The 14,137-nt window shown below is 58.6% G+C and carries 3 protein-coding genes; 1 reads left to right on the top strand and 2 read right to left on the bottom strand.

What is annotated here, in order from left to right; all coding sequences use genetic code 11:
* Positions 1 to 551 precede the first annotated feature (551 nt).
* Positions 552 to 1,361, top strand: a complete 810-nt coding sequence (locus ACYQ11_RS12370) for a class I SAM-dependent methyltransferase (RefSeq protein WP_459924097.1) — start codon at positions 552 to 554, stop codon at positions 1,359 to 1,361.
* Between the two features lie 90 nt (positions 1,362 to 1,451).
* Here the strand turns inward: ACYQ11_RS12370 and ACYQ11_RS12365 are convergent, their stop codons facing one another.
* The gene (locus ACYQ11_RS12365; RefSeq protein WP_459924096.1) at positions 1,452 to 3,434 is read right to left on the bottom strand and encodes a HEAT repeat domain-containing protein; all 1,983 of its coding nucleotides are present in this window, start codon (positions 3,432 to 3,434) and stop codon (positions 1,452 to 1,454) included.
* Between the two features lie 264 nt (positions 3,435 to 3,698).
* Positions 3,699 to 14,033, bottom strand: a complete 10,335-nt coding sequence (locus ACYQ11_RS12360) for a PA14 domain-containing protein (protein WP_459924095.1) — start codon at positions 14,031 to 14,033, stop codon at positions 3,699 to 3,701.
* Between the last annotated feature and the right edge of the window lie 104 nt (positions 14,034 to 14,137).

Genomic DNA, 14,137 nt, shown 5'->3' with positions numbered 1-14,137 from the left:
ACATCCGATTTGGCGAGGATGTGGAGGTCCACCGGAGTCATCAGGCCGTGGCATGCAGGAAGAGATCCGCCGTAGAACTCGGGAAGCCCCGTTGTGCTCCTGGCGTGGATATCCACGATCCAGGTGGGTCGTCGTAAGGCGATTAGATGCCCTCGGGGTGTCTTATCAGGCATAGTACTCAGAGGTAGGGAAAGCCTGCCACAAGGGGAAGGACCTGACGGAAGTACGTAGTCCGCAAAGGAAACTCGTACCGGACAAGTACCATGTAGGGCTGGATAATTCGAGCAAACCTCACTGCGGGGAATAGCAACTGGATCTTGTAACGGGTAACTGTGAAGATCCGCGCGGAAGCGAGTGCAACCGAAGAACCGGATGCGGGAAAACCGCACGTCCGGGTCTGTGTGGGGGGCGCCTGGCAACAGGTGTTCCTACCACGAGATTTTATTCCTGTATTTGAAAGATATGGGCTTTCATGGTAGGCAGCTTGTCGTTTTTGACCACAAGTTGAAAATGAAAAGGGCGTATACTCTTAAAATACAAGGAAACAGACGATGGGTATAAGATCATACATGAACAGTCTCTTCGCGTCCAATTCCCTGAGAGCGCCAACCCTTCGTGCGATGATTGAGACATTAAAGCTTCCTTCCGGGAGCAGGGGATTGGATGCGGGGTGTGGCGTCGGTCTTCAATGCATGCTGCTGGCCGAAGCGGTGGGACCCCATGGGCATGTCACCGGACTTGATGTTTCCACGGCGTTTTTGAATCGTGGTGAGGATCTTGTGAAGGCAGCCGGACTGTCGGAACGGATTGCATTCCTGAGAGGGAATGTTGGTGATCTCCCCTTTGAAAATAATGCCTTCGATTGGGCATGGAGCGCGGATTGTATTGGCTATGGTCCCTTGGAACCGCTGCCTTTGATTAAAGAACTGGCACGGGTGGTGAAGCCCGGTGGTATTGTAGCGATTTCAGGCTGGTCTTCTGAACATCTGCTCCCTGGATATCCTCGCTTGGAAGCGCGTTTGAAAGCGACGTCAGGAGGTCTTGCCCCATTTGTCCATGGAAAGAACCCGGAAACACATTTCCTCCGTGCATTGAGCTGGTTCCGCGAGGCAGGGACAGAGGCGCCCGATGCGAGAACCTTTGCCGATAGCTTCCATTCGCCCCTCAGTCCTGAAATCCGCGATGCCCTGATGGACCTTTTTATGATGCGCTGGCCCGATGGGGGGAGCGAACTGTCATCAGAGGACCAGGCCGAGTTCCGGCGGGTGTGCCAACCCCAGTCTCCTGAATTTATACTGAATCTTTCAGATTATTATGCATTTGTCACACAGACGCTATTCTGGGGTAAAATTCCCGGATAGGTCATCATGGACAGCAGATCCGCATAACCGTTTCCGCCGACATTCCTGCCCCGTTTATCGCCATTTCCAAAAAAAGGCCGGACAAACCCGTCAGGGCGTGATGTAGCGGTAGACCGTTTTCTTGACGAGGTTTGAGGGCTTCTGGGCAAGAAGCTCTCGAAGGGCCGCCTCGGACTGGGGATGGCCGTCCATGTTCTGCCCCAGGACCTTGACCAGGGATTCCTGATCCTGGCTTTCGTTGACCGTGAGCACCTCCCGGCCGGCCCAGGCGATGGATTCGCCGGTGGCGGGCATGGATTCCAGGATTTTGAGTGCGGAGGTCCGAACCTTCTGTGATGATTCGGCACTGTAATGGGTTTTGAAGGCATCGAAGGCCGTGTCACCGGGCATCCTTCGGATGGCCTCGTAGGCGGCGATGCGGACATGTTCGTCCGGACTCGTGAAATAGGGTTTGACCCCATCCATGGCATCGGCGCCGCCATAGTTTCCAATGGCCTGGAGGGTCATCACCTGGACGGACGGGTCGTCGGCCCGTTGCAGGTTGTCGACCAGGCTTTTCCCGATCACGGGTTTGAGAGCCTGGTTCAGCTTTTCATCACTGCCCAGGCTGCCGATGGCGTAAAGGCTCATGCTCCCCAGTTCCCGTGCGGTGTCATTCCCTTTGATCATATCCACTGAATTGTAGAAATGCCAAAGGCCGTCAGCCACAAAGGGTTGGGGATATTCAAAGTCATGGATGTAGGCAAGGGCCCGGATATGGGTCAGGTCGCTGTACGCCGTGTTGCCGATGGCTTCGAGCATGGCCCGCTGGGCATCGTCATGGCCGGCCTTGGTGATCAGCCGCCAGAGTTCGAGCTGCTCGTCGTGATCGAAACGGGATTGGCCGGCGTCCGCATCGATCATGCGGATCAGGTCGTAACAGGCCTCAGGGTTCTGTCTCAGGTAGTTGATCATGAATTTTTCCGCATTGAGCCGGTCGGCGGTGGTCAGGGATTCCCGCATGGCCCTGAAGGCGGCAAGGGCGGCGTCAAGGTCGAAATTGGCGGAAAGGGCGGACAGTTCTGGGTCGGTCTCTCTGTATTTTTCCTTGAGATAGGCGGGCGAGTAAAGGGTGGAAAGAGCCTCATCGAAGGTCCCGGCAAACGCCGACGCCGGAGCCTTGTCCCGGCGTTCGGCTGAAAACCGGGTGGTGCTCCGTCCGAGTTTTTTCGTTCCGGTCATGATGTCCGTGACCTCCATCTGCTCCGTGCCCGCAATCCAGGCCCCCGTGATGGGAAGACGCGTTACGATGCGGCTTGTTTCGATGCGCACCCCGGTGGGGGCAAGGCCTTCGGCCATGTCCACATCTTTGTTGAGAAGCAGGGTGTAGGCCGTTTTCTTTTTTTCCACCGTTACGGCGTTTTTTTCGTTTTCCCCATCCGTGAGACGGTATTCGGCCAGGTATTGACCGGATGCGTCGATTTCACGGGTCTGCCAGGTGGTTTTCTTTTCTTTGGGATAGACGGTCTGCATGGCGTAAAGAATCGTTTTGATCATGATCGCCGCTTGTTCGGGAACGCCGGCGGTAAAGACGAAATCGTTCAGGTATCCCTTGGCGTCCATCTGGACGGCAAAGGGGAAGGCCAGGGCCTTGGCGTAATCGGGTGTTTTGTCGTTCAAGGTGAGCCGGACGTCCTCGATGATGCAGGCGACGTTCAGATCCTCACCCGGCCTTTTTGGGTGATAGAACTTCAAAAACAGGTTTCCCGATGTGTTTAACATCAGGTGGACAAAGTCGTCCCTGGAAGATGACGGGGCCTTGGGATCGCTGATCGAAAAAAGATCCGACGCAAGCTCTGTATCTGATTTCAGGACAAATCGGTAAGACAGAACCTCGCCCGGGGCCGGTGAAAAGTCAAACGCAAGATCCTTCGAGAAGGACAGGGAAGGTAGGGCCTTTTCAGGGGCCATCGCTGCGGTATCTCCCGATCCGGCAGGGTTGGATTTGGTGTTTTGCAGATGACTGAAAACCCAGATAAACAGAATGACGGTCGCAACGAAGGCAACCACGGCGGCTAAGGTTCGTTTTTTCATGGTCGGTAGCATCCTTTATAGCTTTTCATTCATGCAGAGTACGAACCGGCTTTGCAGACAGGGAAGATGGGGGTGGTCATCATCAGCCTGCCCATTTCCCATGGCCGTCGTTTTTTCGGTTAAACGTGATGATCTCGTAAAAAGTAAGTTTTTTGACGGCTTCGTCAAACGTGGCTGACGTCAACACCCATGGGCCGGGGCCTGGAAAAAGGCCCCGACGCCACAGGTGATGTGCTGCCTCTACCCGTTGAAATGAAAAACGGGTTATTTATACCGATAGTATGAGAAATCCAATTCGGCCAGGCCACCCCCTTCCGAATGACGGACCTTAATGGAATGGGGGCCTTTTTTCAAGACGACATCAAAAGAATAATTTCCCCATCCACTATGATGCACATGGACATTGTCGATCCAGACATGGAGGTCATCATCCTTGAAGCCCACGAAGCGATACGTCCCATCGGACAAAAAGTCAAAAACTCCAGTCCAGACAACCATAAAATTATCAACGTTTCCTGCGGGCGCACTGCCTTCCCAGTCGTAATCAAGATAATACGTGGATGGTGCAACGAGGCTCCACTGGGCATCCTGGTGCTTGTGATCAAACTTCTTCCCGTAGAAAATATTCGGTTGGAGTTTATCCCAGGATACCTTGCACCAGGCAATGCCTCCCCAATCATCATGGATAACCTTCACACGATGGGTTCCGGGGTTCATGGCTATGGCGTTGTAGTCATAGACATTCCAATCTCTCCAAGTCCCTTCGACCACAAAGGTATTGTCGAGGTAAACCCTCACCCGGTTGTCACCACCGGATCTGAACCGGTAGGGGGCTGCGTCAAAATCAAAATCCCCTTCCCAGATCACCTGGAAACCGGGCCCGAGGGACCAGTCCCCCTGGGGTCCGGAACTGCCCCAGTCCTGCTCCATGTTGGTTCGTCGGTTGATCAGCTGAACAATCAGATTACCTGACGAGTCAACACTTTTTCCGGCATATTCGGTGATGATGCCCTTTTGCCTTTTACCCCACTTGAGAACGGCCGCGGCAAATTCATTTTCTTCCGTATACGCCATGCGGATGATGTGCCAGCCCTGGGGAATATCGGTTGTGACGAGTTCCGACCGGTTGTATTCGGTGTAGGATCCGATCAGTTTTTCATCCACCCATACGGATAACTCGTTGTTATGGGCCATGACAAAGTCGTAGGTGCCGCCATCGAAATAAAAGGCGCCTTCCCAGCGTGCGGAAAAGTAGTCGTAGTTGACATTGGGGTCGTTTGCGGGTCTGCCCCATCCGAAATCGGCCTGGAAATAGTGCTCCCACAGACCGGGGTCCGCCTTGAGGTAGCCGCCGTCATCGCTGATTCGAACCGGGTCGTACTTGAATTGCCGGTTGTTGAAATAGGAGCCCACAAAGGTATTCATGGGAGCCCAGTCCACCTTGAGGTCGGCACCACCCCAATACTCCACATATTCCACCCGGACCTTGTGCGTTCCGGCGGTCACATAGGCGGCAGCAGCGTGGGGCTGGTACCAGACGCCGTTGTTGTTGAGGACCAGCACATCGTCCACATAGATCCGGACCACGTCGTCGCCTTTGGCCGTGAACGCGTAGTTGGTCGATATGGGGAAGGAAAAATCCCCTTCGTATTTGATACTGAAATTATCCGCGTTGACCAGCCCGGGTTTGGGGCTTTTGTCCCCCAGCTTCCAGTTGATCTTGTCCGTGACCTGGTACAGCACAGGATCGCCGGACATATCCGTGTTGTTGTAGTAGAAGGCGGCAAACTGGTCGGGCGAGGTCCAGTACAGACTCAAATGGGCCGGCGAGTGCAGTTCCCTGTAATAGACGGTGAGCTTGTGGAACCCTTCGGTTACGGACTTGGTGAACTGGGTTTCGCCGAAGTTATCGGTCAGGATGTCCTCATCATCCATTTTGATGGTCAGATAGTCGTCGCTGTTTACATAGAAGATGTAGTCTCCGCCCTGGCCGCTTTTTTCTCCCCAGATGAACTTGTCCGCAGCGGAAAATTCAAAGTACCCTTCGTAAATCGCGGAAAAATAATCCACCTGCCCGTTCAGCTCGGACGGGCCGCCGTACCCCCAGTCGGTGGACAGAAACCCGGTCCGTTCCCCGGCCACGGCAGTGCCTGTAAAGTTGTTTTGGGTGTAATAACTGGTGTTGTAGAGATTGGTGGCCCCAAAACCCCTGTACCAGATGGGAAACAGGTTGACCTCCCAGCTGTAGCCGTTCCACGCAATGAGGTAATGCTTGTATTTCCAGAAAAGCGCTCTGGCAAACCCGTAGGCATGCCCGTTCAGCGTGGTCAGGACAACCGGCGCCTTGAGTTCGAAAATGGCAATGGGAACTTCGGGCTTGACCATCATGGAGGGGTTCAATTTCAGCATGATATCGATCAGGGTCAATTCAATCCCCACGCCCACATTGAATCCGGGAGCGCCTACGGACGCTTCCAGAAACCCCACAAGTGAGGCGTAGGGCCCGGCTTCAAGATTCAGTTTGTTGCCTGCCTGGAAGGTGATGGCGCCCCTTATGCCGATCTCACCCACCACGCCCCCTTCAACGGTCAGGGGAATCACGCCCACCATAAAGGTTTTGTGCTTTTTCTTTTCCTTGCGTTTGCAGTATTTTTCGTTTCCGCTGTTGTCCTTGCTGTCCCAGAGTGTGAGGTAACCCATGACACGGAATTCACTGGGCATGGTGTGTCTGTAACCAAAGACCCTGAGCCCGAAGGTCCATATGCCGTAATCGAAATAAGAGTTTTTAAGGCCTGTCTCCGTGAAATCGAAGTCAAATTTCGGTCCGGCTTCAAGGGGCGTGATATCAAGGCCGAAAAGCGTTGCCGTCACTTTTCCGGTTCCGTTGAAATCGACCGCATAGGGTGACTCGTAACCCTCGAAGGTGACGTACATATAGTCAATTTTAGGCCCGATTTCATAACCGATGCCGAAATCATCGTTGCCGTAATTGTTCCCTCCGCGCAGATCGAACAGGTTGCTCTTGGTCGATCCGGGCAGGGCGGTCATCTTGGATGACTTGGCTTCGGGCTCGGGAGCCAGGAACATGATGGGCAGGGTGATGGTGTTGTCGGCCAGGTTGTCGTTGTACTCCTCGACGGTGAGGTCCGGGTCCACTTTAACGGTCAGGTAGCACAGGGTGTCCTCGGACAGGCCCGACAGGGCGTCGTAAGCCTCGGCATTCATATGCAGGCTGTAGGTCTTGCCGGTTTGCTCCTGGCGGTACAGGGAGGCGCAGCGGTCGCCTGCGGGGTACCCGTCCCGGTCTTCGGGGCGGCAGGTGACGGCGTAAGTCTCCTTGTCTTTTTTAAGGAGTACGTTGTATTCGTTGGGCTCGGCCAGGGTCATGGGGTAGGATGTCCCGCCGATCACAAGGTCAAAGGTGATGTCAACCGGCAGCGTGGTGTCCTGGGCCATGGATTCGACTTCGAGGTTCAGGCTCAGGTCGTACTGTTCGGGCACCACGTCGGGATCGGGTTCGGATGCGGGCAGCTCGAAGCTGTTGGTGTAGAGCTCGTAGGACAGAATTCGAAGGTTGGGCAATGTCGGGTTGCCGATGATGGTGGACGCCGAGGCCACCATGAAGTTGTCGGAAAGGTCGCCGTCCGATTCGCCCTGGAGGGCGTCGTCTTCTGCGGTGACATCGTAGGTGTTGATGGCGAACACGGCCGTGTACACGCCGTCGGCGATGCCCTGGGGCACGAGGAACGTGTGTTCCACATAGGCCTTTTTGTTGCCCGTGTCCGGATAATACGTGACCGAGGTGGTGGTGTCTTTCTGCTGTTTGACCATCGGCCCGTCAACCGTTCCCCGGAACCCGAGTCTGTCGATGACGAGGCTTGTGAGTTCGTAATCCGCCACAAAGATGTCGTCCACCACGAAATCCCCGGGGTTTCCGGCCTTGAGGTAAACGCTCACATAGGTGTTGTACTTGGGCACCGTGGCTTCGATGTCGAAGTGGATGGTGGAGGAGAGGCCCGCCTGGGCCGTGTCCTCGATCCAGACTTCGGTGAATTTCAGGTTGCCGGCTTCGAAATCCGGCACGTAGGTGTCATCGCCCACATCGTCGGTGACAATGGACAGATCGGCGGTCAGCGATTCGAAGGAGATGCCCAGCTGGGAGCCCTGGGGCACCGTCAGCGTGAAGTTGCCGTCTCCGTCGGTGACGGCTGTGCCGATCAGACGGCCGGTCTTGTCGTAGGCCCGGATTTCCTCGTCCGCCATCCGGTTGCCGTCCGCATCGGTCACGTAGCCGCTCTGGTCGTAGCCCGTGGTCACGGTGTAGGAGTTGGTGTCGGTTTCGTCGCGCTGATAGATATAGATATCCCAGCCGCCCTCGCCGCCGGGGCGGTCGGATTCGAACACGATGTACTGGGCGTTGGGCGTGGCCTGCATGCCCCAGTCGTTATAGGCCGTGTTGAGGCCCGGCAGGTAGATGAACTCGCCTGAACTGAGTTCCATCAGTTTGATGTAGTCGGTGGTGTCTTCGTAGTAGGTGCACAGCACGAACCGCCCGTCCACCCCGATCATCCCGTCGTTCCAGTATTCTTCGTTCACGCCTTCCGGCAGTTCGAGCAGACGGCCGATGGACAGATCGCAGACGAACATGTCCGAGCTGCCGATAGAATCCGGACGGTCATAGGCCACGAACGAGAGCAGGGAGGCGTCATGGGACAGGACCGGAGCCTCTTCGTCCGCTTCGGTGTTGACCCAGTTGTTGGTGATGGGGGCCATGGCAAGGTCGGTGATGCTGTATAGATAGATGTCCCAGCTTTCCCCCACGCTGTCCGGCCGCCGGCTTTTGAAGGCGATCATGGTGCCGTCGGCGCTGATGGAGGCCTGGCGTTCCTCGTATTCGGTGTTGAGGTCCGGCAGATCGATAAAATCCCCCGCCTCGATGTCGTAAAGATAAATATCCGGGTTGCCGGAACGGTTCGAATGGAACACGACCAGCCGACCGTCCCCGCTGATTGAGGGATGCTCGTCCTCGAAGGCGCTGTTGAGGCCGGGCAGGTCGATCAGGCCCTGGCCGATCTTGTAGACGAACACGTCCTTGTCCCCGTTTCGGGTGCTCTGGAAGGCGATGGTCTGGCCGTCGATGCTGACGGTGGGGTAATCGTCGTCGCTTGAGCTGTTGAGTCCCGGCAGGGCGATGTAGTTGCGGCCTTTGGTCAGGTAGTCGCCCTGGAGGGCCGGAATGTCCTTCACGTGAAGCAGGGCCGGGTAGCCGCAGGGGCCCCCGAACTGGTAGTCGACGGAGGCGAACCCCACGACGAAGCTGTCCATCCAGCGGTCGGCGGAAAGCACCGCCTGGCAATGCTGTTCCGATAGATCGGTCACGAGGATTTTGTCGACGGGGTAAGCCCCCATCTCGACGGGGAGAATGTAAACGTCACCCGCAAAGAAAAGGCCGACCTCGGAGGTTTGCCCCCATCCGATGATTTCCGAATACCCGAGGCTGCGGGCGGTTTCGTAGTCCAGGATCAGGGTGTCGTTGAGTGTCGTGCTGAGCATGACCAGGTTGCCGTCACCGCTTGTTTGTCCCGTGTCGGTTCTGGCGATGAAGGTCACATCCATGTTGGTGTAGCTCTTGCCGACCGGGTCGATGGGATCGGTCACGCCGTCCAGGTAGGTCTCGAACACGTATTCGCCCTGCCCGCGGGCGAGGGAGGTCAGCGGGGTTCGGCCGATGGTCAGGCCGGGAGTGAGCGACAGGCCCAGGTCTTCGCCATCGATGAAGCAAAACTCGATAAACAGCATTTTCGGGTTGAATTCGTTCTGGATATTGCCTCTGAATCCGATCACCCCGTCCACGACGGGCAGGTCGGACCGGCCGACCAGGGCGTTGTAATCACTCTGGCGTGGGATGACGGGGGCCGTCGTTTGCGCAGTCTCTCCGCCCACGGTGATTGCCGTGCAGATCTGCTCGGCGGCGTTGAGGGTGCCGTAGGGCAGGGTGACGGATGTGGGGCCGTTGCAGCGGTTGCCTGTGGGGGCCCGGTCCGCGAACAGGATCATCCCGGACACCCCCGTGTCCAGAAGAAGGGTCAGCTCGGTGCCGTCGTCCGTGGTGACGGCTATGGTATAGGTCCCCGAGGCTTCATCGCGGGTAAGGGGGAGGCTCTGTTCGGGCAGGTCTTCGGGTGCCGGGGTCTCCTGGTGTTGGGCATCGGCCGACAGGGTATAGGCATAGATGTCCGATCCGCCCAGGCCGCCGGGCCTGCTGGAATGGAACAGGATGCCCCGGCTGTTGCCGGTGAAGCAGAGCCCCTCTTCGTCGAATTCGGAATTGAGACCGGAGAACAGCTCCAGCCGTCCGGTCTCCCGGTTGTAGATCAGGAAATTCCGGTCATAGAGTTCCATGGCCGGATTGTGGCGGTTGGTGTGGAAGGTGAGGTAGGTGCCGCCGGGACTGATCACGGCATCCATGTCCCAGGAGTCCCCGTTGATGTCTGAAAGAGAATCGAGGGTGTGGGTTGCGACATTGTACAAAAACACGTCCGAATCGTAGTTGCCGCCCACATAGGTGTCGCGGTCGAAGGCGATGAGGGTGCCGTCTTCGTTCAGCACCGGATCGAACTCGCCGTCGCTGGTGTTGAGACCGGGCAACGGCACCAGAGACTCGGTCACCCGATCGTACAGGTAGATGTCCGATCCGCCCTCGCCGCCGTCGCGCTCGGACCGGAACGCGATGAAACGCCCGTCGGTGCTCATGGTGGGTGTCCGGTCAAGACCCAGGGCGTTCAGGCCCGGGGTGTCGACAAACACGCGGTTTTCAATATCATACAGATAGATGTCCCAGTCGCCGCTGCGGTTGGAGTAGAACGCCAGGTAACGGCCGTCTCCGGAAAGGGACGGGTCGGCGTCATCGCCCGTGCTGTTCAGGTTGGGGTAGGTGAGGAGCCCCTCGCCTTTGCGCCACAGGTAGATGTCCCAGCCGCCCATGCCGCCGGGGCGGTTGCTTTGGAAGGCGACAAGGTCGCCGGTCTGGTCGGCGGTGGGGAACTGATCGTCCCCGATGGAGTTGAGCCCGGAAAGATCCTGGTAGTTGAGGGGGACTCCGGGCCGGGTCTGCCGGTAGGCTTCGGCCAGGTTGGGCCGGAACAGCATGAGGATGGTTCCGTCGGGGCCTCCGCTCTGGTAGTCCAGAGAGGAGAAGCCCACCACGTAATGCTGCCAGCGGTCAATGCCCAGAACGGCCTCGTAGGTCACGCCCATCCGGCTCAGGGGCGCCACGCTGATTTCGGAGACCTTGAACTTGGGATAGATGGTGATGGTGCTTCCCGCGCCCACCAGGTTGAACTCGATGTCCTCGTCGTCGCCGATGTTCCAGGTCCGGGTGAATGAATCGTAGCCCAGGGCCTTGGCCACCTCGGTGTCGAGAACCAGCTTGCTGACTGCGCCGCTGTCGAACAGGACGTCAAGCTCGCCGGTGTTGGCCTCGCCGAACCGGCTCTTGGCCCGGAACGGCGCCTGGAAGTCGGCGTAACTGGCCTCGGCCGGTCGTTCGGGATCGAGGAAGGTGTAGGTTTTGGCCTTGAACACGTACTGGGGCTTGGCCCGGTCCAGGGTGGCCATGTGGCCGAAGGATACCGACGCCGGCCCCGTGGGGGGGAGGTTCAGCTCGAACCTGTTGACGGCGGGCGAAAGGGTCTTGAGCGGGGCGTCCGGATAGTCGGTGCCGCTGCTGATCGATACCCCCTGGGTCCGCCTGAGGCCGATGATGCCGTCCGCCTCCTTGGCCGTGAGCGAGGGATCGTTCGACGACGTGGGGGACGTGACCACCATGATGGTCATGTCCGGATCGGAATACGCCCCCACGCGAACGGCGGCCTGGGCCAGGAACCCTTGCCGGGTGGTGCTGGCGTAACTTTTGGTGAAGGGGGTGGCCGAGACCTCGACCGTGGTGTCGACGGACAGTCTGTCCGCAAAGACCAGAAGGGCGTCCGAGCCGGTGTCCACCAAAAGGTTCAGGGTCTGGTTGCCCACGTCCACGGGGATCAGGAACTGGTTGTTGCTCTTGCGGATCAGGGGAATGGTGGTCTCGGTGCCTTTGTAATGGCTGCTGCATCCTTCGTCGACGAGGCCGTTCTGGTCGTTGTCCACGCCGTCGCCGCAGATCTCCCGGGAATCCGGGTAGATGGTGGCGTTGGTGTCGTCGGGGTCCGTGCTGTCGGCCACATAGCCGTCGGGGCGGCTGTAGGCCTCGGTGGTCTGTTCCTCATCACCGAATCCGTCGCCGTCCGCATCCCGGTACCAGGTGAAGATATCCGGCGTCAGGCTGGAAAGATAATTGCGCCAGTTTTCGAGGTTTTCGATTTCGTCGTTCACCTCCGGGGGAAGGAAGTAGGAACCGTGATCGACCCAGGCCCGTCCCCTGACCGATGAGCCCAGGGGGTATTCGGTATCGCCCGTCGCCCTGGCCCTGACGGAGGAATCGTCTTCCGCGAACACGGTGACGGCATCGAGGGTGTCGTTGATGTCGGCCAGGATTTGTGAGGCGGCTCCGATATCGTTGTCCGTTCCATAGCTGAAGACACCGCCCAGCCAGATGCCGGCATAGCGGGCCCCGGTTGTCGATGTGAAGAACCGTCCGGCATCACGGATCAGCGTGTTGCGGACACTGGCAAGGCGCGTCGCGTTCTGGCCCGGTGTGGACACCTTGGGCGCCGTGAACCGTTTGTAGGCGAGAAACACGTCGATCCAGTCAATCATTTCCCGGTAGAGCGCATGGTAGGCGGCCTCATCCATGAGGGCAGGGTCCACCTGATCGAGGGCATTCTGGAAAAACGTCTGGGGCGGGGTGCATCCCAGTTTGAGCACCCGGTAGGCGATGGTGGGGAAATAATAGGCCCCTTCCGCATCGGGTTGACCCAGGATCGGCGCGCTGATGGCCGACTCGATGTCCGCCCCCTGGCGGGCGATGTAGTCCGTAAGCCTGGCCACGGTCAGGCGTTCGTAGGGGACGTTGGCCACCCGGTAGAGGGCCTGCATCACCCGGCTTCTGATCCGGAAGTATTCGTCGTGGGCGTTCACCGGAGTCTGGCTGTACCACCGTTGCGTGAAGGTGTGGCCGTCTAAGGCCGCAAGACCGTCCCGATCGGTGACCGGCAGGGCCATGAACGAGGCCAGGGCCTTGCCTGCAAGAACGGTGAGGTAGGCGATGCAGGTGTCTGTATCCCCGGCCAGATGTTCGAGGGCGGCAAGATGCCCCGGATCGGACAGGGTGTCGGCCATCTGCCGGGCAAAGGCGAAGGCCCGGGCGCTGTCGGTCAGAAGATCCGACGCCGTGATCGTCGAGCCTGTGGTGTAGGACGGCGCATCGGGAAGAACGCCGATGAGGACGGGGGAGAATCCGTCGAGGGTGAAGGTCATGCGGTTGGTCAAAGGATCATAGCTGTCCGGAAAAAGGATCTGTTCGACCTTGGTGGCTCCGTTGATGTGGATCAGAACCGTTTTGTCCGGGTCCAGGGCCACGGCCGGATGGTAGATCACCGTGACCGGCGCACTGGGTTCCAGCGTCAGCCGGATGTCGAAGGCCGCGGCGATGGTGATGCCTGAAAGGGCCGTTCCGGCAAGGCCGTCGTGATCGAGAACGGTGATGTCCATGCGTGAGGCCGAATCAAAAGACCGGGCTCCGGGCCGTATGGTCAGATCCCCCAGCGTCTCGGACGCGGTGCTGCCGGCCGGGAAACTGTGCCGGTAGGTCGCAAGGACGCCTGCCGTGTTGATCGGAAGGGTCAGGTCCTGTGACATCCCGCCCAGGGAAAGCCCGATGACGGCCTGGCCCTGGACGTCGGCGGCTCCGGAGACGACCGTTATCGTGTTACCGCTCACGGTCACGCTGTCGGGACCGTCAAAGGACGTCACCGACACGGCGACCCCTGCTTCCGTCAATTCTTCGGGCAGGGGGATGGTGGTGGTCGATCCTTCCGTGAACACCACCGGCCAGTGAACCGAGAGGATGCGGGCGAACAGGGCGAGGGTGTATGCCGAACCGGGTTCCGCGTCCGGGTCCGTAAAGTGTTCTTTGATAAAGGCTGCCAAGGCGTCCACCGCATCGTTCCCCGTGGACCGGGGCAGTCCCGCCCGGGTAACCCGGATCGATCGTTTCATGAAGGAAAGGGGGCTTGTTTCGGGGTCTTCGGTACGGGCCACGGCGTAAGCCGCTTCGGTGTAGGGACTGACGGCGGTAAGGGCGGAGGCATAGGTGCCGCCTGCCGCCAGCATGTCCGCCCCGGAGATCAGGGAGCGGAGGGTCAGGCCGGTGTCCGGGTGGGTGGCCGTGAGCACATAAAGGCTGTCAGAGGAAATCATCGTTCGGCCGACGGACAGGGTGAAGGTGCCAGAGGCGCCGCAGGTGGCCGAGGCAAGGACCGTATCGTCACCGTCCTTTCTGAGGACCACGTCTGCTCCGGGAATGTCCTGGTCATTGACCCGCCCGGCCACGGAAATCGTGGGGGTCTGAGTCTGTCCGCCGCCCCCGTCGCTGCATCCGGTTGCCCAGACAAACATCAACATCATCGCAGCACAGATCCCCTGCGTCGTCCATCGGTTCATAAACGCCTCCCACCTTGCTGGTTTGAAACACGGTTGACGGCTTCGTAAAACGTCCGATATCTGCGTTACGCGTCAGCCCTCGTCACTGCGGCGTACCCTAAGTA

Source organism: Desulfatiferula olefinivorans (genome assembly GCF_054657895.1).
The sequence above is the reverse complement of the archived record's forward strand: the minus strand, read 5'-3'. Positions and strand labels throughout refer to the sequence as shown.